The following is a 25964-nucleotide window of genomic DNA, read 5'->3' as shown; positions in this document are numbered from 1 at the left end:
CGTGGATCTTTGTCGGCGCCGGCCTTCAGGCCTGGCGCCGTGCCCCCAGGCAATAGAACAGCCCCGCCAGCCCCACCGACAGCATCATCAGGTAGAACATGGCCGTCGGCATCAGGTGTGCCAGCGCAAACCCGCACAGCACCGGCCCCAGCGCCGCCCCCAGGTTGGACAGGTTCTGTGCGCCGTAATACACCCCGCGCAGGTGCTCCGGGGCAATGCTGTCGATGAACATGTATTCGGCCGGGATCACGATGATCTCGCCCAATGTGAACACCAGCATCGCCAGGCACCACACCCACAATGTCTGCGCCAGCGAGAACCCCAGCAACCCGATCACGAACAGCAGCATCCCGGCCAGCAGCCAGGGCATCAGCTGGCGACTGCCGATGCGCCGGCCGATGGCGTATTGCAGGGCGATCACCGTGATGGCGTTGGTCGCCACCAGGTAGCTGACGGTCTGGTTGGCCTGGATGGCCGATGTGGTGGTCACCAGGTACTGCGACAGGTAGGCCGTGAACTGGCCGAACACCACCGCACTGAGCGCGCCGCCCAGGGTGAAGTACACCAGGCGCCGATCGCCGAGCAGGTGCCTGCCGACCGCCAGCAGGCCCAGCGTCGGCCCGCCGAGCCCGGCGCGGGCCGCACGCTCGCCCCGGCGTTGATAGCTCAGGCACATGCCCAGCCCCAGCAATGCCGACAGCACGAACGGCAGCCGGTCATCCAGCAGCACCAGCGCCACCCCCACAAAAGGCCCGACGGCATAGGCGACGTTGCTCAGGGTGTATTTGATCGAGAACACCTCGCCGCGTGCCTGCACTGGCAACAGCGCGCAGAAGCCGGCCTTAGCGGCGATGTCCACCACTGCCAGGGTGAGGTTGATCACCACCAGGCAGGCAAACAGCATCCCCAGTTGCCGGCTGGCCACGGCCACGAAGAACGCCAGGGCGAAGGCCAGGGTGGAGAACACGATCACCGTGTAGCTGCGCAGGGTGTCGATCAGGTAGCCGCCGTACAGGCTCAGCAGCGAGCCGACGATCAGTGCACCGCCGATCATCAGGCCGATGGCGCTGATGCCCAGGGCGAAGTGCTCCGACAGGTACACCACCAGGTACGGCAGGGTGATGGCCCGCGCCAGGGTCAGCACGAAGGTGGTGCACAGCAGCAGGCGAACCTCGGCGCCATAGCCCCGCAGGCTTTCGAGCATGTTCACGTCCTTGTCCGGTGAGGTCAGCCGCCAGCATACGTCAGCCTTGAAAGGCTCGCGAACGGCTTATATATAGGTAAAACAGATAACAGTTAGAGAAATTACCCGTTATATCGATATTCCATAGGGTTGTAACATCGATTTCACCTCACCGGAGGACAGGAGACCGATACCATGACCTGCACCAAGATAGCCCACCCCTTGCGCCCGCTGAGCCGCCTGGCTCACCCGCGCGAGGTGATCCGACAGTTCACCCCCAACTGGTTCGCCGCGACCATGGGCACCGGCGTGCTGGCGCTGGCGCTGCGGCAGGCGGTGCCGGGGTTGTCGGGTATGGCCGAGGCGCTGTGGCTGCTGACCATTGGCCTGTTCGTGCTGTTCAGCGTGCTCTACACCGCGCGCTGGGTGATGTTCTTCGATGAGGCGCGGCGGATTTTCGCGCATTCCACGGTCTCGATGTTCTTTGGCACCATCCCCATGGGCCTGGCGACCATTCTCAATGGGGCGCTGGTATTCGGGGTCGAGCGCTGGGGCACGGGGGTGCTGCCGTGGGTCGAGGCGTTGTGGTGGCTGGACGTGGCCCTGGCGCTGCTGTGCGGGGTGGCGATCCCTTACCTGATGTTCACCCGCCAGGAGCACAGCATCGACCAGATGACCGCGGTATGGCTGCTGCCGGTGGTAGCGGCCGAAGTGGCGGCGGCCAGCGGCGGCCTGCTGGCCCCGCACCTGACGGACGTCCATCGCCAGTTCCAGGTACTGATCACCAGCTATGTGCTGTGGGCGGTGTCGTTGCCGGTGGCGTTCAGCATCCTGACCATCCTCACCCTGCGCATGGCGCTGCACAAGCTGCCCCAGGCGAGCATGGCCGCTTCGAGCTGGCTGGCACTCGGGCCGATCGGCACCGGTGCCCTGGGCATGATGTTGCTGGGCAGTGATGCACCGGCGATCTTCGCTGCCAATGGCCTGGGCAGCCTGGGAGAGATTGCCCGCGGGCTGGGGCTGGTGGCCGGTATCGTGCTGTGGGGTGCGGGGCTGTGGTGGTTGCTCACTGCCGTGTTGATCACGCTGCGCCATCTGCGCGATGGCATGCCGTTCAACCTGGGCTGGTGGGGCTTCACCTTTCCGCTGGGGGTGTATGCCCTGGCCACGTTGAAGCTGGCGGCGTGGCTGCAGTTGGGGTTCTTCACGGTGATGGGCCACGTGCTGGTGGTGGCGCTGGCAGGGCTGTGGCTGGTGGTGGCCAGCCGTACCCTGGCGGGGGCCTGGCGTGGCGAGCTGTTCGTGTCGCCGTGCATTGCGGGGTGCACGGGCAAGTGACGATGGTGGCAGTTTCGCCGGCAAGGCCGGCTCCGGCAGGGTTTTGCTGGCGCTAGAAGGCCTTGTCGGCGAAGCGGTTCATGCGGTGGCTTGCATTTACCCGTGCATCTGTGGCTTTTTGCGGGCTGGCTTCCTCCAATAACAAAGCCCCACTCAGGACCCTGGACGATGAGTCACCCCTCACAGTTTGCCCTGCTGCAAAAACGGCGCTTTCTGCCGTTTTTCGTCACCCAGTCGCTGGGGGCGTTCAACGACAACCTGTTCAAGCAATCGCTGATCCTGGCCATTCTCTACAAGCTCAGCCTGGGCGGCGACGGCACGATGCTGGTCAACCTCTGCGCGCTGCTGTTCATCCTGCCGTTCTTCCTGTTCTCGGCCCTGGCCGGCCAGTTCGGCGAAAAGTTCGCCAAGGATGCGCTGATCCGCACCATCAAGCTGGCCGAGATCGTCATCATGGGCGTGGGCGCCGCGGGCTTTCTCTATAACCACCTGTGGATGATGCTGGTGGCGCTGTTCGCCATGGGGACCCATTCGGCACTGTTCGGCCCGGTCAAGTACTCGATCCTGCCCCAGGCCCTGCGCGAAGAGGAGCTGGTGGGCGGCAACGGCCTGGTGGAGATGGGTACCTTCCTGGCGATCCTGGCCGGCACCATCGGCGCCGGGGTGATGATGTCCAGCACCCACTACGCGCCCATCGTGGCCAGCGCGGTGGTGCTGGTGGCGGTGCTGGGCTACCTCGCCAGCCGCGCAATCCCCCGTGCCGCGGCCTCGTCGCCGCAACTCAAGCTGCAATGGAACATCTTCAGCCAGACCGTCGCGACCCTGCGCATGGGCCTGAAACAGACCCCGGCGGTATCGCGCTCGATCGTGGGCAACTCGTGGTTCTGGTTTGTCGGTGCCATCTACCTCACGCAGATCCCGGCCTATGCCCAGGAGTGGATGCACGGCGACGAAACCGTGGTCACGCTGATTCTCACGCTGTTCTCGGTGGGCATCGCGGTGGGGTCGCTGCTGTGCGAGCGCCTCAGCGGGCGCAAGGTGGAGATCGGCCTGGTGCCGTTCGGATCGTTCGGCCTGACGGTGTTCGGCCTGCTGTGGTGGTGGCATTCGGGGGATATCCCGGCCGCCGGCGCGCCGTATGACTGGCTCGCCCTGCTGGGCATGAGCAAGGCCTGGTGGATCCTGCTGTCGATCATGGGCCTGGGTGTTTTCGGCGGTTTCTACATCGTGCCGCTGTACGCGCTGATCCAGTCGCGCACCCCCGAAGACGAGCGTGCCCGGGTGATCGCGGCCAACAACATCCTCAATGCACTGTTCATGGTGGTCTCGGCCGTGGTCACCATGCTGTTGCTGGGGCTGGCCAAGCTGAGTATCCCGCAGCTGTTTCTGGTGGTGTCGCTGCTCAACATCGCAGTCAACACCTACATCTTCCGCATCGTGCCCGAGTTCAGCATGCGCTTCATGATCTGGCTGCTCAGCCATTCCATGTACCGCGTCGAACACCGCGACCTGGACAAGATCCCGGATGAAGGCGCGGCGCTGCTGGTGTGCAACCACGTGTCGTTCGTCGATGCGCTGCTGATTGCCGGGGCCGTGCGCCGGCCGATCCGCTTTGTCATGTACTACAAGATCTACCGCCTGCCGGTGCTCAATTTCATCTTCCGTACTGCGGGGGCGATCCCGATTGCCGGGCGCAACGAAGACCTGCCGACCTACGAGCGTGCGTTCGAGAAAATTGCCGCCTACCTGGCTGACGGTGAGCTGGTGTGCATCTTCCCGGAAGGCAAGCTGACCTCCGATGGCGAGATCGATGCATTCAAAGGCGGATTGAGCCTGATTCTGGAGCGCACCCCGGTGCCGGTGATTCCGTTGGCGCTGCAAGGCCTGTGGGGGAGTTTCTTCAGCCGTGACCCGGCCAAGGGGTTTTTCCGGCGCCTGTGGTCGCGGGTGACCCTGGTGGCCGGTAGCGCCGTACCGGTGGAAACGGCGCAACCGGCGCTGTTGCGCGAGCGGGTCAGCGAACTACGCGGCACCTGGCGCTAGGCGCGGGGGCCAGGGTCAGCTGGCGCTGACCTTGAGCCCCACCAGGCCGATGATGATCAGTGCCACGCTGGCCAGGCGCATCAACGCCATGGATTCGCCAAACAGGATGATCCCGGCGATCACCGTACCCACTGCGCCCACACCGGTCCAGATCGCATAGGCGGTGCCCAGCGGCAGTTCCTTCATGGCAAGGCCGAGCAGGCCGAGGCTGACCGCCATGGCGGCAACCGTGAGCACAGTGGGCAGGGGGCGGGTGAAGCCGTCGGTGTATTTGAGGCCGATGGCCCAGCCAACTTCGAACAGGCCGGCGAAAAACAGGATGATCCAGGACATGCGCAGTACTCCATCTGTTGATGGGGCCGTCCCCGGATCGGTCACGCGGTGCGTCGTGAGGTCGTCCTCACAGTGCGCACTATAGTGCACATTTCCTTGCCGGGGGGCAAGTGGCGGTCAACGCGTGGCGTCGACCGCTGCCGTTTCGGCGACGGGTTCTTCCATGCGCCGGAACCAGGTCGAGAGTAGCGCACCGGAGATGTTGTGCCACACGCTGAACAGCGCGCTGGGCACCGCCGCCAGGGGCGAGAAGTGCGCACTGGCCAGTGCCGCGCCCAGCCCGGAGTTCTGCATGCCGACTTCCAGCGCCAGGGATTTGCGCTGGGCCAGCGGCAGCTTGAACAGCTTGCCGGTGACGTAGCCCAGGGCGAACCCGAAGGTGTTGTGCAGGATCACCACCGCCATGATCAGCAGGCCCGATTCGGCGATCTTGGCCTGGCTGGCCGCCACCACCGCGCACACGATCAGCACGATGCTCACCACCGACACCAGCGGCAGCACCTGCACCGCCAGGTGTACGCGCGGGCCGAGCAGGCGCTGGGCGAGCACGCCGAGCACGATCGGCAGCATCACCAGTTGCAGGATCGACCAGAACATCTCCATGAACGAGACCGGCAGCCAGGCCGAGGCCAGCAGCCAGATGAGCGCGGGGGTCAGCAGCGGGGCGAGCAGGGTGGTGACGGCGGCTATTGCCACGGCCAGGGCCAGGTCGCCCTTGGCCAGCCACGCCATCACATTGGAGGAGGTACCGCTTGGGCAGCAGCCGACCAGGATCACGCCCACGGCGATTTCGGCGGGCAGGTGGAACAGCTGGCACAGCAGCCAGGCCACGCCCGGCATGATCACGAAGTGGGCGACCACGCCCAGGGCCACGCGCCAGGGCTGGCGGAACACGGCGGCGAAGTCTTCGACCTTGAGGGTCAGGCCCATGCCGAACATCACCAGGCCCAGCAGCGGCACGATGGCGACCTTGAGGCCGATGAACCAGGCGGGTTGGAAGAAGGCCAGGAGGGCAAACAGCAGCACCCACCAGGCGAATGTATTGCCGACGAATCGGCTGAGGGCGGCGAGGGCGCGCATGGGGGTGCTCCTTTTTTATTATCGGCGGCCCCATCGCGGGTCAAGCCCGCTCCCACAAGGATTGCAGCGACCCTGTAGGAGCGGGCTTGACCCGCGATGAGGCCCGCAAGGCCTCTATATAGCTATGTAGAGAGCAGACGATCAGACCCCCTGCGGGATCTCCTCTCCACCCAGCGCTTCGAACAGCGCCGGCAGGAAGTCGCCGAAGGTCAGCATCATCAGGGTGAAGCTGGCATCGAGCTGGCCAAGGGCCTCTTCGCCGCCGTCTTCCTCGGCCTGGTCCTGCAGCAGCTCTTCGAACTTCAGGCGCTTGATCACCATCTTGTCGTCCAGCACGAACGACAGCTTGTCCTGCCAGGCCAGCGACAGCTGCGTCACCACCTTGCCGGTACCCAGGTGCAGCTGGATCTCGTCGCTGGTCAGGTCCTGGCGCTTGCAGCGTACGATGCCGCCGTCTTCGTGGGTGTCGCGCAGCTCGCACTCGTCCAGCACATAGAAGTCGGGCGCAGCCTTCTGCGACTTGACCCAGTCGGTCAGGGTCGCGCTTGGGGCGATCTTCACGGTCACCGGGCGCACCGGCAACGAGCCCATCACTTCACGCAGGGTCGACAGCAGGTCCTCGGCACGCTTGGCGCTGGCCGAGTTGACCAGGATCAGGCCCTGCTTGGGCGCGATGGCGGCGAAGATCATCGAACGACGGATGAAGGCGCGGGGCAGGAAGGCCTGGATGATCTCGTCCTTGATCTGGTCGCGCTCCTTCTTGTAGACCTTGCGCATCTGCTCGGCTTCGATCTCGTCGATCTTCTCCTTGACCGCATCACGCACCACGCTGCCGGGCAGGATGCGTTCTTCCTTGCGTGCCGCGATCAGCATGAAGTCGCCACTGACATGCACCAGGGGCGCATCTTCGCCTTTGCCGAAGGGCGCGACGAAACCGTAGGTGGTCAACTCCTGGCTGGCACAGGGGCGCGCCGGCTTGCTGGCCAGTGCGGTTTCCAACGCCTCGGCGTCGAACTGGATGTCCTGGGTAAGGCGGTAGGGCAGCAGGTTTTTGAACCACATGGGGTGCATCTCTCCTCGGTACATAAGGAGGGCATTATTCTCCGAGCGGCGTGTTCAGGCCAAGCCCGCTAAGTCATTGGAAGGCCTGAAAAATAATTTTAAAAAAGTGCTTGCCAGAGTGTGAGGTGCTCCGTAGAATGCGCGCCACACCGAGACGAAGGGTGATTAGCTCAGCCGGGAGAGCATCTGCCTTACAAGCAGAGGGTCGGCGGTTCGATCCCGTCATCACCCACCACTTCTCAGTGTATCGCGCAGCGGTAGTTCAGTCGGTTAGAATACCGGCCTGTCACGCCGGGGGTCGCGGGTTCGAGTCCCGTCCGCTGCGCCATATATTAGCTTCAGGGCCCACTGAACTCCCTGAAGCCACAAACGAAGCGACCTTAGGGTCGCTTTTTTTGTGCCTGGCGTTTGGCCGCGCCTGCCACGCATCCCCCTCCAACAACGAAAAAGGCGCCGCTGAGGGCGCCTTTTCCAGACAGCCTCGCGCCGTCTTACCAGTTGTAGGTCACATCTGCACTCAGGGTGCGGCCTTCGCCGTAATAGCAGTCCAGCCCGCCATTGCAGGCCGCCACGTACTTCTCGTCCGTGAGGTTCTGCAGGTTGGCCTTGAGCTTCACGCCCTTGACGTGCAGCGGCGATTTTTCCAGGTCATAGGACACCATGGCGTCATACACGGTGTAGGACGGAATCTGGAAAGAGTCGCCCACGTAGTCCGAACCGTAGCTGCTGCGCACATAGCGCGCGCCCAGGCCCACACCGAACCCGGCCAGTACGGTGGAAACGTCGAAGTCGTAGTTGACCCACGCCGAAGCGGTCAGCGGTGGCTGCATGGCCAGGGTACGGCCTTCGCGGCCGTCGTTGATGCTGCGCCACTTGATCTGGTTGCGTGATACCGCAGCCAGCACGCTCAGGTTGTCGGTGACATTGACCTTGCCTTCCAGCTCGACACCACGCGAACGCACCGAGCCGCTCTGCACGCTCAGGCTCGGGTCGTCGCGGTCGTTGGTCAGCATGTTGTCCTGGTCGATCTGGTAGGCGGACAGCTGGATGAAACCGTCGATCGACCTGGGCTCGTACTTGATGCCCACTTCATACTGCTTGCCGTTGGTGGGGTCGAAACCCGAACCGTTGGCGTCGACACCGGACAGCGGCAAAAACGACTCGGCGTAACTCACGTAGGGCGTCACACCGTTGTCGAACGAGTAGCCCAGCCCCGCACGCGCGGTGAACTTTTCATCCTTCTGGTTGGTGTGGCCGCCGTTGAGCGGCGTCTTGTTGTCGGTTTCGGCAAAGTCATAGCGGCCGCCCACGGTCAGGAACCATTTGTTCCACAGCAGTTGATCCTGGGCATACAGGCCGGTCTGGGTAATGGTGTTGTCCCAGCGGTAAGGCTGGGTGAAAGTGAACTTGCTGCCGTAGACCGGCTTGTACAGGTCGATGCCCGGGCCGCGACGGTCGTATCGGCCGAGGAACTCGGAGTTGAAGTGGTAGTAGTCCACCCCCAGCAGCAGGGTGTGGTCCAGCTCGCCGGTCTTGAACTTGGCCTGGGCGGTGCTATCGATGCCGTAGACCCGGTTGTGCTGCGCCCAGTCCACCCCGAAGCGGTCTGCCTGGTAGCTGAAGTCGTTGGCGCCGGTGACCGGGTTGGGGCCGAATGAATAGCCGTGCAGTGGCGCGACGTAGCGGTCGTCGAGGTCGGCGTAGCGTGCGTTCTGCTTGAGGGTCCAGGTGTCGTTGAGCTCGTGGGCGATCTCGTAGCCGACCACGAACTGCTCGCGGTCATATTTGTTCAGGCCCGGCTCGCCGATGAACAGGCTGCGGCTGATGCGCCCGTTGGCGGTGCTGTACACCGTGCCCTTGGCCGGCAGGCCCTGGGCTTCCGGGGTGTCGCGGTCTTTCTGGTACTGGCCGAACACCGTGACGGTGGTGCGCTCGTTGGCCAGCCAGGTCAGGCTGGGCGCCAGCAGCATGCGGTTCTGGTCGGCGTAGTCGATCTGCGAGTTGCTGTCGTTGACCACGCCGGTCAGGCGATAGAGGAACTGACCCTGATCGTCGATCGGGCCACCGAGGTCGAAGGCCCCGTACTTGCGGTCGTAGCTGCCGCCACCGATGACCACTTCATGCAGCGGCGTGGCGGTGGGGCGCTTGCTCACCATGTTGACGATGCCGCCCGGCTGGTTCTGGCCATACAGCACCGACGCCGGGCCCTTGAGCACTTCGATGCGCTCCAGGGTGTAGGGGTCGATCTGCAGCGAGCCACCCGTGCTGCCGCCGCTGTAGGGCAGGTGCAGGCCGTCCAGGTACAGCGGGGTGGGGGAGAAGCCGCGGGAGGTGGGTTCATCGAACACCTTCACCCGGTCGGCGAAGCCGCCACCGGTCATGCCGGCGGTGTAGCGCAGGGCCTCGGTGACCGACTGGGCGCCGCGCATCTTCACTTCGTCCTGGGTGATGACGTTGATCGTCTGCGGGATCTCGCTCAGGGCCGTGTCGGTCTTGGAGCCGGTGGCGCTGCGCTTGGCCACGATCCCGTCGACCGGGCCGTAGGCCGATTCGGTTGCGCGGCTGTCGATGTTGGTGGCGCCCAGCACCACGGACGCATCGGCGGCAGGCAGTTTTTCCAGCAACAGGGTCTGACCGTCCAGCAACTGCCAGGTATGGCCGCTGCCCTGCAGCAACCGGTCCAGGGCCTGGGCCAGGGTAAAGGCACCCTGCAGGGCCGGACCGGACCGGCCAGCCAGGTCGCTGGAGTTGAACACCAGACGTACGTTGGCCTGGTCGGCCAGTTGAGTGAGCATCCGGTCCAGCGCCTGGGGCGCCAGGTTCAGGGTCAGGCGCGTGGTGGTTTCGGCTGCGTGGGCCAGCGGCAGGGTCAGCGGCACTCCGCCACCCAGGGTCAGAGCGATGGCCAGCGTCAGGGTGCGGCCACTGAACGGAAAAGCGTTGGAAAGCGCCTGCATTGAAATCGTCCGTCATCAAATGTTGGTAAGAAGCGATATTTATGAGAAGTATTCGCGTTCAAACCAACGACGATTCATTGCCGTCAACCTTGCCAACAAAATCCGGATTTATTTTTCTTCGACGCTCTCGCGGTTCATCACCAGGGTCAGCCACGGCAGTTGCACGACCCGCAGCGGTTGGGTGCGCGCCAGGGTACTGAACATCTGCGCACCGTCGTCCAGGTTGAACACCCCGCTCACCGCCGTGCTCGGCAATTGCCCCGTCACCACCAGTGCGCCGGGTACATAGCGCCCGATTTCGCTGACCACCTCGTCGAGTGGGCGTCGATTGAAGATCAGCTTGCCGCGCTGCCATGCCGCATCACTGGTCAGGTCCAGCGGGCGCGTGGAGGACGGTGGCAGGCCCTGGGCATAGTCCAGTTGCTGGGCCGGTTCCAGGCGCGCGCTCTGGCCACCGGACGTTACCTGCACCACGCCCTCGCTGACGCCGACCCGCACCTGCTGTTCGAGCAGGTTCACGTCGAACCGGGTGCCCAGTGCCTGGGCCGTGCCTGCGGCGGCATGCACCACGAATGGACGCGCCGGGTTCTTGCTGACCTGGAAAAGCGCCTCGCCCTTGATCAGGTCGATATCGCGACGCGTGGACGAATAGCGCACCGACAGTGCGCTGGCGCTGTTGAGCCAGACCTCGCTGCCATCCTCCAGCACCAGGTGCCTGCGTTCGCCGACGGCGGTCGACTGGTCGGCCATGTACACCTTCATTGGCTGCCCCAACTGGGTCACGGCCAGCACCGCCAGCCCGGCGGCCAGCGCAGCCCATCGCAAGGGTTTTGCACGGCGTTGGGGCGCTGGCGGCACGAAGGATTGCGCGGTGGCCGTCTGCGCTACCCCGTGCCACATCTGCTCGGCCAGCCGCGCCGCTGCTTCGTGCGCCGGGCTGCGCTGGCGCCACTGGCGAAACGCGGCATGATCCGACTCGCTGGCATTCCCCGACATCAGCATCACCCACTGCTCGATGGCCTGATCCTCCAGCTCGACAGGGGATGGTTGGGAAGGGTTGGGTCTAGTCATGATGAGGGGCTGCTGAAACCTTCAGAGGGGGCGTACCGGGCATTCTAAATAGATTCCGACTGACGTAGCCAATCGCGGCAGTGCCGCATGGCTTGCACAATGTACTTGCCCACCGTGCTTTCGGACACGTCCAGGCGCACGGCGATCTGTGCATGGGTCAAGCCTTCGAGGCGATTGAGCAGCAGTGCCAGGCGCGCCTTGCTGGGCAACTGGGCCAGGCTGCGGTCCAGTTGTTCGATTGCTTCGGCAGCCAGGAACTGCTTCTCGGGGGAGGCGAGGGGGTCGCAGACGTCCAGGTTGTCACTGACGTCGTCATGCAGCGCCGAGCGTCGCTGTTCCTGGCGCAGGCGGTCGATGGCAAGGTTGCTGGCAACGCGAAAGACAAAGGCACGCGGTTCGAGAATCTGCGCCGTATCGGACAGGCTGGCCAGTCGCAGGTAGGTGTCCTGGGCCACGTCCGCGGCCTTTTCCACATTGCCCATGCGCCGTGCAAGAAACGCCAGAAGGTCGGCGTAATGCTCCTGGAAGGCGCTGACCAGCGGGTTGACGGCGGAGGTTGGGGTGGACATCCATTGTGCTCGTGCGACGTAATGCGCAAGCTTATCTCAAATGAGAATGACTATCATAGATATGTTTTTTTACAGGTCAGGCCTTTTTCGCCGTGTGTGCATTCGTTGTTTGTCGAGGTGGGGGGTTCAGTTAAAGTAGGGCGCCTTTCAGCAGGCCGGGCGAGCTCCGGCCGCTGGCCGATGACGACCACTGCCAGAGACCTCATATGCAGGATGCAACCCCCGCCGCCGCGCCCTTGCTGGGCATTGACCTGGGCACCACCAACAGCCTGATCGCCGTATGGCAGCAAGGCCGTGCCCAACTGATCCCGAATGCCCTTGGCGAGGTGCTCACCCCCTCGGTGGTCAGTATCGATGACGACGGCAGCATCCTGGTGGGGCGCGCCGCCCGTTCGCGATTGACCACCCACCCCGATCGCAGCGTCGCGGCATTCAAGCGCTTCATGGGCAGCGAAAAGCGCCTGGAGCTGGGCGGGCAGGCATTCAGCCCCGAAGAGCTCTCGGCCCTGGTGCTGGGCTCGCTGAAGCACGACGCCGAGGCCTTTCTGGGCTGCGCGGTGCACGAGGCGGTGATTTCGGTGCCGGCCTATTTCAGCGATGAACAGCGCAAGCGCACCGTGTTCGCCGCCGAGCTGGCGGGCCTCAAGGTGCAGCGCCTGATCAACGAACCGACCGCCGCCGCCATGGCCTACGGCCTGCACGAGCAGAAATTCGAGCGCACCCTGATCTTCGACCTGGGGGGCGGTACCTTCGACGTCACTGTGCTCGAATACGCCCTGCCGCTGATCGAGGTGCATGCTTCCACCGGCGACAACTTTCTTGGCGGCGAAGACTTCACCGAAGCGCTGCTGCAGGCCTGCCTGAAGGACTGGGGCATGACCCTGTCCAGCGTCGAACCGCAGGCGCTGGCGAGCCTGTACGACAGCATCGAACTGCTCAAGTGCAAGCTGGGCGAAGGCCCGCAGACGGTCTACTGGAAGGGGGCCGGCGAGCCCCGCGAGTGGACCCTGGACGAGCTGGGCGCGCAGACGATCTGGGAGCCGCTGCTGGGCCGGGTGCGCGCGCCCATCGAGCAGGCCCTGCGCGACGCGCGGCTGAGCCCGCGCGACCTCGACAGCCTGGTGCTGGTGGGCGGTGCCACGCGCATGCCGGTGGTGCAGCAGATGGTGGCCAAGCTGTTCGGCCGCCTGCCGTACCGCCACCTCGACCCCGACACCATCGTCGCCCTGGGCGCTGCCAGCCAGGCGGCCTGCAAGGCGCGCGACTCGGCCATCGAAGAGCTGATCCTGACCGACGTATGCCCCTACACCCTGGGCATCGAGACCACCCGCGGCGCCAACATCAGCGGGGTATTCTCGCCGATCATCGAGCGCAACACGGTGATACCGACCTCGCGGGTGCAGCGCTTCTACACCTCCCACGAGCAGCAGAAGACCATCAACGTCGAGGTCTACCAGGGCGAGCGGCCGTGGGTGCGTGACAACATCTTCATCGACAGCTTCGTCGTCGAGCTGACCCCGATGGACAAGATCCAGTCACTGGACATCCGCTTCAGCTACGACATCAACGGCCTGCTCGAAGTCGACGTGACCCTGGTGGACACCGGCAAGCGCCACAGCCACAGCATCGACCGCAGCCCCACCGGGCTGGATGAAGAGGCGCGCCAGAACAGCCATCAGCGCCTGGCCGGGCTGAAGATCCACCCGCGCGATGCATTGCCCAACCGAACCCTGACGGCGCGCCTGGAGCGCGCCTGGATGCAGTGCCTGGGCGATGAGCGCGAGCAGATCGGCACCTGGCTGAGCGACTTCAGCCAGGTGCTGGCCACCCAGCAGTCCAGCCTGATCGCCAGCCAGCGCCAGCAGTTGAACGAGGCGCTGGACGCACTCAACCTCTAGCCGATCAGGCGCCGCAGCACAGCCTGCAGCCCGCCGCTGAGGGCGTCGGGGTCATGATGCTCCGGCGACACGCCCCAGCGGTTGGGCAGCACGTCGCCGGGCATCACCACCAGCACCAGCGGCAGGAACGGCAGCGCTACCGACAGTGCAGCCAGCAGCACCATCACCACGATCCCGTGGCCGATGTCGTGCAGCCGGCGCAGGCAGGTGCCGAACAGCAGGGCCAGGCCCAGGCCGATCTTGACCATGGCCTCGGGCGCATCGCTGGAGGTGATGGCAAGCACCAGGGTGACGAAGAACCACAACATCAGCTGGCCGACGAATGCGCCACGGCCCAGGCGCGTGTTCCAGCGCCAGAAGGCCCAGGGCGATACTGGCTGAAGATCGGCCTGGGCCAGCAGCAGGCGCTCGCACCAGGACAACACCGCGGTCAGCGCAAAGCGCAGGCCGATACCGGTGCTGGGGTCATCCTTGGCCTTTTGCAGCTGCTTGAGCACCTTGAGGCGCGGTACGCCGACACGGCCGTAGCGGATCAGGCCCTTGAGCGTATCCATGACCTGGTAGAACACCGCGCTGTCCATGCCGTAGGCATCGAGTTTCTCGCGCGGCGGCCGGTTCGGCTCGCCCTTGATCAGGCCGCTGCGAAAGGCTTCGAACCACGGCTCTTCACTGGAGATGTCGGCCATGGTGCGCAGCAGCACGCGGTGCTGTTCGGCATCCAGTGCCGGGTCGTGGTAGAGCACCGCCCAGAACAGCATCATGCCCAGCAGGTCGTCGGCAAAGGCCTCTTCGTCCTTCTGGTAGCTGGCCAGCAACGCCAGCGTGCTGGGCAGGCGCGCACTGCTCAGGGCCTGGTCCGGCGCGGGCAGGCTGTCGGCAATGGCTTTTTGCAGCGGGTCGCGGCTGTCCAGCCAGCCCAACAGCCCATCGAGGTTGCCTTGTTCCTGCAGCAGGTTCAGCAGCAGGGTATGGACCTTTGCCAACGGATGGCCGGGTGGGCACTGCAGGGTGTCGAGCATGCTCGGCGTCACCAGCGCCAGCCAGCGTTGTGGCGCCTGGGCCAGGGCCAGCATGAACAGTGCCTGGCGGTGCCAGTGCCACAACTCGGCGCCGGCCGGGGCGGGAGGCAGCACCACGCCTGCGGCGCCCAACTCGCATTGCATCTCCAGGCCGAACGGTACCGGCATCATGGCGCGCGGGCTGAAGGTCTCGTGCAGGCGGGCCAGGGTGCGCCCGTCGTAGGCGCGCAGGCGGCGCAGCCAGTCGCGGCACAGGGTGGTGGCGCCGTCCTTGAGCACGTCGGGCAGTTGTGGGTGCGGCGAGTTGCTGTTCAGGAACGCCTGGATCGCCAGCGGGATCGGCGCCTGTTGCAGCCAGGCCAGTTGCTGTTGGGCCTGGTAGCGCAAGCCGTCGAGGATCAGTTCATCGATCAGGTGGCTGCTTTTCGGTTCGTCGAGCACCTGTTGCAACAGCGCGGCGTCACCGCAGTGCAGGGCCCAGGCGTGACGGTACAGACGCTGCAGGGCCGGGTCCGGGTGTTCGTCGATCAGGCTGGCGAGCAGTTCCAGCTCACGCTCATCGGTGGCCCGCCAGTCGACGAACTGCCCCGCGATGCCGTCCAGTTCCAGGCGCGCGGCCTGGAACCAGCGCGTCAGGGTTTCCGGGCGCTGCGCCGGGCTGCCCAGGGTCTGTTCGTCTTCGCTCAGGTCGTCGGGCCAGGTGCGCACCGGCGCCAGGCGGTCGAAGGCCTGGATCATCAGCGGCAGGCGTTGCGGCTGGTGCACGGTGCACAGGTCCAGCAGCTCGCGGGCGGCCACCGGGTGGCGGAATTCCAGCCACAGGCGGCTCCAGCACGACAGCGCTTCTTCTTCCTTGCCCAGCAGGCTGGCCTGGCAGGCCAGCTGGTACAGCGCGTCGACATCGTCGGGTTGTAGCGCCTGGCGTTCGACGCACAGCGCGTACAGGCTCGGGCTGGCCACCCCGGCCTGGCCGATCTGCAGCAGCAGGCGTTCGACCAGTGCGGCGTCCGGGGGCAGGGCGACCACGGTGTGTTCCCGGGCGAAGGCGGCCAGTTCGAACAGCGGGCGGTTGTTGTAGAGGTGGTCCAGGCTGCGCAGGTACCACAGGGTTTCCAACTGCGCGGCCGTAGACCAGTCGTTCATCAGGCGCATGTCGAACGGGTCGGGGGCGGCGAAGCGAGCCAGCAGCGTCTCGACTTCCTGCGCCTCTTCGAAGCCCAGGCGCAGCAACTGCTTGTCCCAGGCCAGGCGCTTGGCCAGCACCTGCACGCAGGCATTGGACAGCTGGCCGGCTTCTTCCAGGCGCCACAGCAGCTCCCAGCTGACGTCCTCGAGTTCTTCGAGGGGCAACTGGTCGAGCTCACGCAAGTAGTCCTGCCAGGCATCGACGTTGTAGCGCCGGGCCGGGTCGGCGAGCATGCGGGCGAAGGTGGCGATGACCGGGTGCACGCGGGGCGGGCGCGGCGGGCGTTCTGCATAGGCCTGTTCTTCGCCGGCGTCCTCGTCTTCGTCTTCGTCATCGTCATCCGTGCGGGTGGCGAGCTTGAGCGCGTGCTCGTAGGCCTGGCGCAGCAGTTGGAAGCCCTGCGGGTCGGTTTCGGGGTGAAACTCCGGCAGGCGGGCGCGGTAGGCCCCGCGGATGACGTCCTGGTCCTTGGTGGGCTCGATGCCCAGCTTTATCCAGCAACTCATGACCAGGTGCCCTCCTCGAGCGAATCGGGCCGGGGCGGGTAGTCCAGCGGCAGGTCCCAGGGCAGGCTGGCGAACAGTGCCTTGCCGCGCTTGAGCATGTTCATGATGATGCAGCGGTTCCAGTGCTCGGCGCCCTGGCGATCGATACGGTAGGGGTAGACGTCGTCGTCATGGCTGGAGCAGTTCCATAGCGATTTGCCGAACATGTAGCCGGCGATGTAGGTGTCCCAGCTGTTGTAGAAGTGGCGTGCGCGCAGTGCCAGGCGGCTGTGCAGCCAGAGGCTTTCGGGCTCGGTGATCAGGTTCTCGAACACCCCGGCGCGCAGCAGGTAGCCCATGCGGCCCAGGTCCCAGGCGCGGGTGCCGCCGAAGCCGCAATCGGCATAGGTGCGTGCGGCAAATTCATAGTTGGCGCGCTCGCGCGGGCCCAGCTCGTCAAGCAGTGCCTGCCATTGGCTGGGTTGGCGGCGAGGGTATTGCCAGTAGGCATCGTTGAGTTTTTCGGCGTGGCCGGTGTCGGCCATGCGCAGCATGTCGAGCAGCTCGCGGCGGTTGTTGATGCCCCACCATTTTTTCAGGTCCAGGTCCCCTTCGGCTTCGAAATAACGGGGGGAGGTGAGGCTGGCGCCGTTGAGGGCGGCCATGGGGGCAGAAAGGGCGTACAGCCAGTGCTGTTCAATCTCTTCCATGAATAGAAGGCTCCGGGGTCGACGGGGAATGGGCGGGGTCGACCGTAATGGCGCGGATTGTAGAGAGGCGGGGCGGGTGGGGCAATTGGATCCAGATTTTTTCGGCAGTGGTGTCTACCGGTGCTGGTTTTCTTGCTCTTGCTCTTGCGGTTGCTGTTGCTTTGCTTTTGATCTTTCCGTCCTTCAGGAGGCCGAATGGAGCCTGCGTGTAGTGGGGTGTAGGGCCATGGATGGCCCGGAAAGTGCCGACGGGCAGGGATGCCCGTACGGTGCTGCCCCACGGAGCGTGGGTGGAATGAGGGGACCCGTAGCGAAGCGTAGGGCCGGATGCTGGACGGAGCGGTTTTGCTTACTTTTTCCAAGAAAAAAGTAAGCCGCTGTAAGAGCGGAAGGGGCCTTCGGCGTCTCTGTCCATGCTGGATAAGCTCGCTAACCTTACAACCGTCGCTCCCCGGGAAGGGGGCCGAGAGATTATCCGGCACGGGCGGTGATCCAAGCGCCCCACAAGCCCCCCTGAAGAACCGGAACATCAAAAGCCCGATCACCAGTGCGATGGTGAGCCAGTCACCCGACCATGCCCCGCTCTTCCTCACGCAAGGTCAACACCTCGACCCCCTGCGCCGTCACTGCCACCGTATGCTCCCACTGTGCCGACAGGCTGCGGTCCCGGGTGATCACCGTCCACCCGTCCTTGAGCGTACGCACCCCACGCCCACCCTGGTTGATCATCGGCTCGATGGTGAACACCATGCCCGGCTTGAGCACCAGCCCGCTGTTGCGGTGTCCGTAGTGCAGCACCTGCGGCGCCTCGTGCATCTGCCTGCCGATGCCGTGCCCGCAGTACTCACGCACCACGTTGTAACCCGCGCCCTCGGCAAGCCGCTGTATCGCATGCCCCACATCACCCAGCGTGGCCCCGGGCCGCACCTGGCGAATGCCCGCCCACAACGCGGCATAGGTGGTATCGACCAATTGCCGCGCCTCGTCGGCAATGGCGCCCACCGCATACATCTTCGACGAGTCGGCAATGTAACCACCCTGTTCCAGGGTGATGTCCACATTGATGATCGACCCCGCCTTCAGCACCTCGTCGGCACTTGGCACGCCGTGGCACACCACATGGTCGACGGAGGTGTTGAGCGAATACTTGAACCCGTACTGCCCCTTGCTGGCCGGACGCGCCTTGAGCACATCGACGATGTACGCCTCGGCACGGTCGTTGATCTGCAAGGTGCTGACCCCTGGCGCGACAAAGCCGTCCAGGTGCTCGAACACCCGCGTCAGCAATTGCCCGGCGGTACGCATCAAGGCCAGCTGCTGCGGGTTCTTCAGGATCACCTCGCTCATGCGATCAGCTCCCTGAGGCTGGCCTGCTCCTGGCGCAGCAACTGGCGCAACAGTTCCTGGTAGGTCATGTGCGGGTTGAGCTCGGCCAGCATGCCGATGCGAATCCAGTACTCGGCCTGCGCGTTGATCGAGCGCGACACCGCGCCGCTGGCAATGCGCAGGTCTTCATGCAGCGCGTCATCGATCTTGACGATACCCATGGCAATACTCACTCTGTATACGAAGCGTATATATAGCATATAGCTTGTGTGTTGTTCGAGGCCGGCGCCGCAAAGGGGCTGCGGTTGCGATAAACTCCGGCCATGAACCTCGATACCCGCATCAAGTTCCGTCACCTGCTGTGCTTTCTCGAAATCGCCCGTCAAGGCAGTTTCGCCAAGGCCGCCGACGCCGTGGCCATCAGCCAGCCGGCGATTTCCAAGACCCTCAAGGAGCTCGAAGAACTGCTGCAGACGCGATTGTTCGAGCGCGGCAAGCAGGGTGTCGAGCTGACTGCGGCCGGGGTGCGCTTCATGCGCTACGCCGGCCCGTGCGTACAGGCCCTGCGCGAAGGGGTGAGTACCCTGCGCGGCGAGGAACACGCGCCGCCGCAGGTGAAGATCGGTGTGCTCTCGACCGTCGAAAGCCTGCTCATCCCCGAAGTGATCTGCCGCCTGCACCAGCGCCACCCGGCCCTGGTGGTCAGCGTTGCCACCGGCCCCAGTGCGCACCTGCTGGCGCAGTTGCACGTGGGGGAGCTGGACCTGGTGATCGGGCGCATGACCGACAGCCCGCAGATCCAGGGCCTGCTGTTCGAGCATCTGTACAGCGAGTCGATGTCGCTGGTGGTGCGCCCCGGCCACCCGCTGCTGGCACGCAGCCCGATCGAGCGCAACCAGGTGGGCCAGTACCCGCTGGTACTGCCCCTGGCCGGCACCACCATTCGCAAGCATGCCGACAGCCTGTTCGTGCAATGCGCCATCGAACAACCGCAGCAACGTCTGGAAACGCTTTCCCCGGCACTGAGCCGGCGCTATGTGCTGGGCAGCGATGCGGTGTGGGTGGCCCCGCGTGATGCGGTGCGGGTCGACCTGCAGCGGGGCGAGCTGTGCGAGCTCGACCTGGGCGTGCGCGAACCCGGTGGCTCGGTGGGTATCTGCAGCAATGCCGCGCTGCCACAGGCCCTGCCGGCCCAGTGGTTGTGCCAGGTGCTGCGCGAAGTGGCGGGGCAGTACCGCGAAGGACACTACCCGTAGATTTCATCCAGATCCGGGGCGTTGGCTGCAATACTGGCCACTGGCTTATCGGCTGCATGAAGAAGCCTTCACCTGGCTGAACTTCTCGACCTTTTGTCGCTCTCATGCCGGTAGCCATTGGTCGTGGCCGCCTGATAAGCTCGCGGCTTTACTCGATTGCCCTTTTGGCGCATGAACAAGGAAATAGCATGAAACAGCATCGGTTGGCGGCTGCGGTTGCCCTGGTTAGCCTGGTACTGGCGGGTTGCGATTCGCAGACCAGCGTCGAGCTGAAGACCCCGGCACAGAAAGCTTCCTACGGTATCGGCCTGAACATGGGCAAGAGCCTGGCACAGGAAGGCATGGACGATCTCGACTCCAAGGCCGTGGCCCAGGGCATCGAGGACGCTGTCGGCAAGAAGGAACAGAAGATCAAGGACGAAGACCTGGTCGAAGCCTTCGCCGCGCTGCAGAAGCGTGCTGAAGAACGCCTGGTCAAGATGAGCGAAGAGTCGGCCGCCGCCGGCAAGAAGTTCCTTGAAGAAAACGGCAAGAAGGACGGCGTGGTCACCACCGCGTCGGGCCTGCAGTACCAGATCGTGAAGAAGGCCGAAGGCGCCCAGCCCAAGCCTACCGACGTGGTCACTGTTCACTACGAAGGCAAGCTGATCGACGGCAAGGTGTTCGACAGCTCCGTCGAGCGCGGCAGCCCGATCGACCTGCCGGTCAGCGGCGTGATTCCGGGTTGGGTCGAAGGCCTGCAACTGATGCACGTGGGCGAGAAGGTCAAGCTGTTCATCCCGGCTGACCTGGCCTATGGCGCACAGAGCCCTAGCCCGATGATCCCGGCCAACTCGGTACTGGTGTTCGATCTGGAACTGATCGCCATCAAGGACCCGGCCAAGGCAGCAGAAGACGCTGCTGAGAAGTAAGCGTCCCGCTGTGTGCACAACGCCCCGTCTCGACGGGGCGTTGTCGTTTATGGATCGGGCTGAACCGTGGGAGCGATCTGACGTCACACCTTGGTGGCGTGCGCAACTGTGACGGCTTTCGCAAAGTGACCGCGTAATGAAACAGGTGTGTAAAAAACGCCCGATTTGACCCAGGCCCTTGCCTGGCGGGCACGCCGAGCCTGAAAATGGCCTCTGTTCACAAGGTTATCCACAAATACTGTGGATAACCTTCCCGGCCCTGCCGTTGGAGGTGGTATGAAAGCACCCTGGAATTTTGCCCGTTTCCTGCCGCTGGCCGAGCGCCTGTTGAGCCGGGGGCGCCTGCCAGCGCTGATCTTCGCCGTGGCGCGCAAGGGCCCGAGCCTGGGCAAGCTCAAGGATGACGTACGCCTGCTGCAGGCGCTGTGCGTGGCGTGGTGGCGTGGCGAGTACCGTGCCATCAGCTCAAGGGCGCTACTGACCATCGTCGCTGGCCTGCTGTACTTTGTCAGCCCGCTGGACGCGATCCCGGACTGGCTGCCCGGCATCGGGCTGCTCGACGATCTCGCCGTACTGGCCTGGGTGCTGAAGACGTTCGACAGCGAGCTGGCGGCTTTTCGCGCCTGGCGCAATCGTCAGTCTCCCGAGAAACTGCGCGTGGTCGAGCGCCTGCCCGACACCCCAGAAGCGTTGCGCCTGGAGCAGGGAAAGCGCTAAATCCGGTTACACCCTGCAATACTGCGCCGGCTGGTACTATATTTGGCATAAGCGCTATACCGAGCGATTACATGCGCAGGTTCTTACAAGGGGGTTGTAATGGGTATTCAGGTTATCAGCCGAGACGGTCAACCCGAGTACGCGGTCGTGCCCTGGCAGCACTATCAAGCGTTGTTGAAGGCGGCAGGTCAACCGGCCGCCACGGCGCAGCCGGCAGGCGTCAACGCCAGCGCCGCTGCACCCACGCCGGCCAGCCTGCCCACATTGGGCGAGCTGGCCGCCTTGCGTGAGGCCAAGGGCCTGGCTGCCGAGCAGCTGGCGCGCAAGGTGGGCATCAGTCCGGTGTACCTGGCGCTGATTGAAAGCGGTGAGCGCGAGCCGGATGCCGCGATTCGCCGCAGCCTGGCCTGGGAGCTGGGCGTGGCAGGCTGGAGCGAGCCGTCGTGAGCGGCGTGCGGATCAGCCGTCAGCAATGGGAGGGGCTGCTGGGCGAGCTGGACGTGGCACGCCGGCAACGTCACCTGCTGACCTACCGTGCCTTGCTCGAACGCCTGGAGCTGCCAAGCCCGGCGATGCAGACCCTGACCGCCGCGCTTGAGTACCTGGCGGTGATCGATGCACGCGCCGAGCAGCCACTGCGCAGCTCGCTGGTGATCAGCCAGGGGGCCAGCCGTTTGCCACGTACCGGCTTTTTCGAATGCGTCGAGCGCCTGGGGCGGTTTTCCGGGCCATCGGACGGCATGGCCGCAGCATCCTGGCATGCCTCGGAAGTGGTGCGGGTGTTCGAGTACACCTATCCCGAACAGGCCTGAGGCGCCAGCGCCGTATCGATCAGGTACAGGCTGTGCCCGGGCACATCCTTGGCATGGTGCTTGGCCTGGGAGGCGAGGTCGGCCAGTTGGCCGGCATCCAGTTGCGCGCAGGTATGTGCATGCAGTTGCACCACACCGATCGAGAGTGACAGCAACGGGAATTCCTGGCGCAGGCCCAGGCGGTTGTGCGCGATGAAGCACCCGGCCTCCAGGTGCTCGGCGCGGTAGAAGCGCCGACAGGCATTCTGAAAGTCGTCCAGCAGCACGTTCAGGCGCTGCTCCCAATCCTTCGAACCCAGTACCAGCATGAAGTCGTCGCCACCGATATGGCCGACGAAGTCCCGGCTGGGGTCGACCCGTTCGCTCAGGCACTGGGCCAGGCTCAACAGCACTTCGTCGCCCTTGGCATAGCCATAGATGTCGTTGAAGGGCTTGAAGCTGTCGATGTCCACATAACAGATCGCCGCCTCGCGCTGTTGCTGCAGCAAGCGGGTCAGGCATTGCTGGATCGGCACGTTGCCCGGCAACAGAGTCAGCGGGTTGGCATAGCGGGCCTGCTGCAGCTTCTGTTCGGTGATCAGCTTGAGCACGTCGATCACCCGCCCCAGGCCCAGGTAGCGACCGTTCTGGGTAATGATGAAGTCTTCCTCGATGCGCTGGCGCGCGCGACTGGTCAGCAGGCGGCTGACCTTCTGCAGCGACTGGTTGAGCTCCACCGCCAGAAAGTCCTCGTTCATCAGCCGGCTGATCGGCTTGCGCGCATACAGGTCGGTGGCGAACGGCTTGAGCAGCGCGTCGGACAGCGAATGGCGGTGCACGATGCCGCAGGGGCGCTGTGCATGGTCGAGCACAGCCAGCGAGTTGAGGTTGGCCTGGCGGCGAAACAGCGCCAGTACCTCCAGGGTCGCCGTATCACCGCTCACGGCCGGTTGCTCGTTGAGCAGCGCGCTCAGATCGCGGCCGTCCTCACCCAGCACCACCGCGCCACTGTGCGTCGCTGACGGCAGCATGGCGGTAGCGTCGCGGGGCGGTTGCTCCTGCGGCCGGCACAGCAGGTAGCCCTGTACCAGGTCGACCCCCATCTCGGTGAGCACCGCCAGCTCCTCGGCCAGCTCGATGCCCTCGGCAATCACCTTGGCCCGCGACGCCTTGGCGATCTGCAGGATCGAGCCGACGAACTCGCGCTTGACCGCATCCTGGTGAATGCCGTCGATGAAATGCCGGTCGATCTTGACGTAGTCCGGGCGCAGTTCCGACCACAGGCGCAGGCTGGAATAGCCGGCGCCCAGGTCGTCCAGGGCAATCGAAAAGCCCATGTCGCGGTAGTGGTGCAGGGCGTTGAACAGCAGCTGGAAGTCGTCGGTGGGGGTTTGTTCGGTCAACTCGATGACCACCCGGCTGGGTGGGATGCCCAGGCTCTGCAGTAGCTTGAGCGTGCGCCCGGACTGGTATTGCGGCTCGAGCAACGACTCGGGCGACACGTTGAGGAACAGCTTGCCTTCCAGTTGCTGCTGGCTGAAACGCCGGCACGCGCTTTCGCGGCAGGCCACCTCCAGTTCGGTCAGGCGGCCGGCATGGCGGGCCACGGCGAACAGGTTGATGGGGGAGTGCAGTGGGCTGTTGGACGGGCCGCGGCTGAGGGCTTCATAACCGAGGATGCGTCGCTCGGACAGGCAGACGATGGGTTGGAACAGGCTGTGCAAGCCGCTTTGAGCCAGGATGGAGCTCAACGCGCTGAGCTGTTCGGTCACGGTCATGGCAGGGCTACCTTGAAAAAAAGGGACTGGTGCCATCGGCGCCCAGTCCCTTATTTCACGACAGAATGATGACTGTTTGATGACCCGAAAAGGGCACCGTCACATTATTTTGCCATTATCTTTTCAGTGCTTGGCCACCGAGGAATTCAGCCCCAGGTAGTCCAGCAGGATGCGCCCGGTTTCGGCGAGGTACGCGTCATCTTCCGGCTTGGTGTCATCCGGCTCGATCGGCAGGGCGTCTTCGTCTTCCTTCTTCAGTTCCTTGAGCGGCTCTTCGCCCTTGGCCTTGCGCCGGATGTTTTCCAGCGCCAGCTGCTTGCCTTCGATGTCGGCATGGCGAGCGCGGCGTTCCACCTCGTTGAGGCTGACGGTCTTCTCGTTCATCAACTGCTGGGTCAGGGCCAGGCGATCGCGAATGTAGACGAACTCCGGGTCCTTGGCGCTGCGGTTTTCGTGGCGTGCCTTGAGTTGCGCAAGGAACGGCTTGAACGGGTCGACGGCCGGCTTGATGGCCGGGCGGATGGTGTCCCACGGCATGGCTTCGGGCAGGGCGCTCTCGCCGATCTCCTTGGTGTCGATGATCGACGGGTAGTCGATGTCCGGCAACACGCCCTGGTGCTGGGTGCTCTGCCCGGAAACCCGGTAGAACTTGGCCAGGGTCAGCTTGAGCTCGCCATGGTTGAGCGGCTGGATGGTCTGCACGGTGCCTTTGCCGAAGGTCTGGCCACCGATGATCAGGGCACGGTGGTAGTCCTGCATGGCGCCGGCGAAAATCTCCGAGGCCGAGGCCGACAGGCGATTGACCAGCAGCGCCAGCGGGCCCTTGTAGAAGGCGCCGGTGTTTTCGTCTTCGAGCACGTCGACACGGCCGTCGGCGTTGCGTACCAGCACGGTGGGGCCCTTGTCGATGAACAGGCTGGTCAGCTCGGTGGCTTCCTGCAGGGAGCCGCCGCCGTTGTTGCGCAGGTCGATGACCACGCCGTCGACCTTTTCCTTCTGCAGTTCGGTGAGCAGTTTCTTCACGTCACGGGTGGTGGACTTGTACTCCGGATCCCCGGCGCGGAACGCCTTGAAGTCGAGGTAGAAGGCCGGGATCTCGATGATGCCCAGCTTGTAGTCGCGTCCGTCCTGCTTGAGCTTGAGCACCGACTTCTTGGCGGCCTGTTCTTCGAGCTTGACCGCTTCGCGGGTGATCGAGACGATCTTGCTGGTCTGGTCGTTAGGCGCGTTGCTGGCCGGGATGACCTCCAGGCGCACCACGGAGCCCTTCGGGCCGCGGATCAGCTTGACCACTTCGTCCAGGCGCCAGCCGATCACGTCGACCATTTCCTTGTCGCCCTGGGCCACGCCGATGATCTTGTCGGCCGGGGCCACTTGCTTGGTCTTGGCGGCAGGGCCAGCCGGCACCAGGCGCACGATCTTGACCTGGTCGTTGTCGCTTTGCAGCACCGCACCGATGCCTTCGAGCGACAGGCTCATGTTGATGTCGAAGTTCTCGGCGTTGTCGGGCGACAGGTAGTTGGTGTGCGGGTCGTACGACTGGGCGAAGGTGTTGATGTAGGCCTGGAAGATATCTTCGGCGCGGGTCTGGTCCAGGCGCGCGAGCTGGTTCTTGTAGCGCTTGGTCAGCAGTTCCTGGATGGCCTTGGGTTCCTTGCCGGCGATCTTCAGGCGCAGCACCTCGTCCTTGACGCGTTTGCGCCACAGGTCGTCGAGCTCGGCCTGGTTCTGCAGCCACGGAGCGTCCTTGCGGTCGACCAGCAGGGTTTCCTGGGTGGTGAAGTCGATCTTGTCGACGCCCTTGTTCAGCTCGGCCAGGGCGAAGTCCAGGCGCGATTTCACGCGATCAAGATAACGTTTGTAGATGGTGAAGCCCGGGTCCAGGTTGCCGCTCTTGAGGAAGTCGTCGAACTGCGTCTTCCACTTGTCGAACTCGGCAATATCGCTGGCCATGAAGTAACTGCGCGAGGGATCGAGCAGTTTGATGTAACTGTCGTAGATGATGACCGAGCGCGCATCATTGAGTGGCGGCTTGCTGTAGTGGTGGCGCTTGAGCAACTCGACCACGTTCAGGCTGGCGACCACTTCATCGCGGTCTGGTTGCAACTTGTCCCAACTGTTGGCGGCCGAAGCGGCGCCGGCCAGCGGCAAGCTGCCAAGGCCGATCATCAGGGCGAGGGCAGTGCTGGGCAGGAGATGCTTCATGCTGATTCGACGTAGGGGCAATTGATCACGCATATTAGGCCGTCTT

General features: G+C 64.4%; 21 protein-coding genes and 2 tRNA genes. 10 read left to right on the top strand and 13 right to left on the bottom strand.

Annotation, left to right across the window (positions count from 1 at the left end):
* Positions 1-25: 25 nt before the first annotated feature.
* A complete protein-coding gene (locus NP552_RS20645) occupies positions 26-1204 on the bottom strand; it encodes an MFS transporter (RefSeq protein WP_043860013.1) in 1179 nt (392 codons plus the stop codon).
* Between the two features lie 174 nt (positions 1205-1378).
* On the opposite strand from NP552_RS20645, the gene NP552_RS20640 reads away from it, so the two are divergent.
* Complete coding sequence (locus tag NP552_RS20640; protein ID WP_058541019.1) at positions 1379-2521, top strand: TDT family transporter; 1143 nt, start codon at positions 1379-1381, stop codon at positions 2519-2521.
* Positions 2522-2689: 168 nt separating this feature from the next.
* Positions 2690-4564, top strand: coding sequence for an MFS transporter (locus tag NP552_RS20635; protein WP_043860015.1), 1875 nt, complete (start codon positions 2690-2692; stop codon positions 4562-4564).
* A 15-nt stretch (positions 4565-4579) separates the two neighbouring features.
* On the opposite strand, the gene sugE is transcribed toward NP552_RS20635, so the two are convergent.
* The 3 genes from sugE to rdgC all read right to left on the bottom strand — a co-directional run bounded on the left by sugE (position 4580) and on the right by rdgC (position 7039).
* On the bottom strand, positions 4580-4897 hold the full coding sequence (sugE, locus tag NP552_RS20630; protein ID WP_043860016.1) for a quaternary ammonium compound efflux SMR transporter SugE: 318 nt from the start codon (positions 4895-4897) through the stop codon (positions 4580-4582).
* Positions 4898-5014: 117 nt separating this feature from the next.
* Positions 5015-5977 (bottom strand): bile acid:sodium symporter family protein, encoded by a 963-nt coding sequence (locus tag NP552_RS20625; protein ID WP_043860017.1) that lies wholly within the window; start codon positions 5975-5977, stop codon positions 5015-5017.
* A gap of 141 nt (positions 5978-6118) precedes the next feature.
* Entirely contained in the window at positions 6119-7039 is a 921-nt protein-coding gene (rdgC, locus tag NP552_RS20620) for a recombination-associated protein RdgC (protein ID WP_043860018.1), read from the bottom strand.
* 159 nt (positions 7040-7198) lie between these two features.
* Here rdgC and NP552_RS20615 point away from each other — a divergent pair.
* Both NP552_RS20615 and NP552_RS20610 read left to right on the top strand, forming a co-directional pair.
* Positions 7199-7274, top strand: a tRNA-Val gene (locus NP552_RS20615).
* Positions 7275-7290: 16 nt separating this feature from the next.
* Positions 7291-7367: transfer RNA gene (locus NP552_RS20610), tRNA-Asp, on the top strand.
* Positions 7368-7530: 163 nt separating this feature from the next.
* On the opposite strand, the gene NP552_RS20605 is transcribed toward NP552_RS20610, so the two are convergent.
* The 3 genes from NP552_RS20605 to NP552_RS20595 all read right to left on the bottom strand — a co-directional run bounded on the left by NP552_RS20605 (position 7531) and on the right by NP552_RS20595 (position 11636).
* Positions 7531-9996, bottom strand: coding sequence for a TonB-dependent siderophore receptor (locus NP552_RS20605; RefSeq protein ID WP_054914676.1), 2466 nt, complete (start codon positions 9994-9996; stop codon positions 7531-7533).
* 108 nt (positions 9997-10104) lie between these two features.
* Positions 10105-11067, bottom strand: a complete 963-nt coding sequence (locus tag NP552_RS20600) for a FecR family protein (protein WP_082405706.1) — start codon at positions 11065-11067, stop codon at positions 10105-10107.
* Positions 11068-11111: 44 nt separating this feature from the next.
* A complete protein-coding gene (locus tag NP552_RS20595; protein WP_043860021.1) occupies positions 11112-11636 on the bottom strand; it encodes a sigma-70 family RNA polymerase sigma factor in 525 nt (174 codons plus the stop codon).
* 206 nt (positions 11637-11842) lie between these two features.
* Here NP552_RS20595 and NP552_RS20590 point away from each other — a divergent pair, with 206 nt between their 5' ends.
* Positions 11843-13534 (top strand): molecular chaperone HscC, encoded by a 1692-nt coding sequence (locus NP552_RS20590; RefSeq protein WP_054914674.1) that lies wholly within the window; start codon positions 11843-11845, stop codon positions 13532-13534.
* Here the strand turns inward: NP552_RS20590 and NP552_RS20585 are convergent.
* The 4 genes from NP552_RS20585 to NP552_RS20570 form a co-directional block, all read right to left on the bottom strand.
* Entirely contained in the window at positions 13531-16245 is a 2715-nt protein-coding gene (locus NP552_RS20585) for a molecular chaperone DnaJ (RefSeq protein WP_274097096.1), read from the bottom strand. The two genes, NP552_RS20590 and NP552_RS20585, sit on opposite strands and share 4 nt — an antisense overlap.
* The gene (locus NP552_RS20580; RefSeq protein WP_043860023.1) at positions 16242-16934 is read right to left on the bottom strand and encodes a DUF1266 domain-containing protein; all 693 of its coding nucleotides are present in this window, start codon (positions 16932-16934) and stop codon (positions 16242-16244) included. Before NP552_RS20580 ends, NP552_RS20585 begins: the two co-directional genes overlap by 4 nt.
* Before the next feature lie 564 nt (positions 16935-17498).
* Positions 17499-18281, bottom strand: coding sequence for a type I methionyl aminopeptidase (map, locus tag NP552_RS20575; RefSeq protein WP_043859969.1), 783 nt, complete (start codon positions 18279-18281; stop codon positions 17499-17501).
* On the bottom strand, positions 18278-18481 hold the full coding sequence (locus tag NP552_RS20570; RefSeq protein ID WP_043859970.1) for a ParD-like family protein: 204 nt from the start codon (positions 18479-18481) through the stop codon (positions 18278-18280). Before NP552_RS20570 ends, map begins: the two co-directional genes overlap by 4 nt.
* 102 nt (positions 18482-18583) lie before the next feature.
* Here NP552_RS20570 and pcaQ point away from each other — a divergent pair, with 102 nt between their 5' ends.
* The 5 genes from pcaQ to NP552_RS20545 all read left to right on the top strand — a co-directional run bounded on the left by pcaQ (position 18584) and on the right by NP552_RS20545 (position 21956).
* Positions 18584-19516 carry a pca operon transcription factor PcaQ gene (gene pcaQ / locus NP552_RS20565; RefSeq protein WP_043859971.1) on the top strand — a complete coding sequence of 311 codons (933 nt, stop codon included), beginning with the start codon at positions 18584-18586 and terminating at the stop codon, positions 19514-19516.
* A 188-nt stretch (positions 19517-19704) separates the two neighbouring features.
* A complete protein-coding gene (locus NP552_RS20560) occupies positions 19705-20427 on the top strand; it encodes an FKBP-type peptidyl-prolyl cis-trans isomerase (RefSeq protein WP_054914671.1) in 723 nt (240 codons plus the stop codon).
* A 276-nt stretch (positions 20428-20703) separates the two neighbouring features.
* Positions 20704-21144 (top strand): YkvA family protein, encoded by a 441-nt coding sequence (locus tag NP552_RS20555; RefSeq protein ID WP_043859973.1) that lies wholly within the window; start codon positions 20704-20706, stop codon positions 21142-21144.
* Between the two features lie 99 nt (positions 21145-21243).
* A complete protein-coding gene (locus NP552_RS20550; RefSeq protein WP_274097095.1) occupies positions 21244-21591 on the top strand; it encodes a helix-turn-helix domain-containing protein in 348 nt (115 codons plus the stop codon).
* The gene (locus tag NP552_RS20545) at positions 21588-21956 is read left to right on the top strand and encodes a hypothetical protein (RefSeq protein WP_116055198.1); all 369 of its coding nucleotides are present in this window, start codon (positions 21588-21590) and stop codon (positions 21954-21956) included. Before NP552_RS20550 ends, NP552_RS20545 begins: the two co-directional genes overlap by 4 nt.
* Here NP552_RS20545 and NP552_RS20540 read toward each other — a convergent pair.
* Together NP552_RS20540 and NP552_RS20535 are read right to left on the bottom strand one after the other, a co-directional pair.
* Positions 21938-23713 (bottom strand): GGDEF domain-containing protein, encoded by a 1776-nt coding sequence (locus NP552_RS20540; RefSeq protein ID WP_274097094.1) that lies wholly within the window; start codon positions 23711-23713, stop codon positions 21938-21940. The genes NP552_RS20545 and NP552_RS20540 overlap by 19 nt on opposite strands.
* A gap of 123 nt (positions 23714-23836) precedes the next feature.
* Positions 23837-25918 (bottom strand): carboxy terminal-processing peptidase, encoded by a 2082-nt coding sequence (locus NP552_RS20535; RefSeq protein WP_274097093.1) that lies wholly within the window; start codon positions 25916-25918, stop codon positions 23837-23839.
* Between the last annotated feature and the right edge of the window lie 46 nt (positions 25919-25964).

Source organism: Pseudomonas sp. 8209, assembly GCF_028682105.1.
Lineage (GTDB): Bacteria > Pseudomonadota > Gammaproteobacteria > Pseudomonadales > Pseudomonadaceae > Aquipseudomonas > Aquipseudomonas palmensis.
The sequence above is the reverse complement of the archived record's forward strand: the minus strand, read 5'-3'. Positions and strand labels throughout refer to the sequence as shown.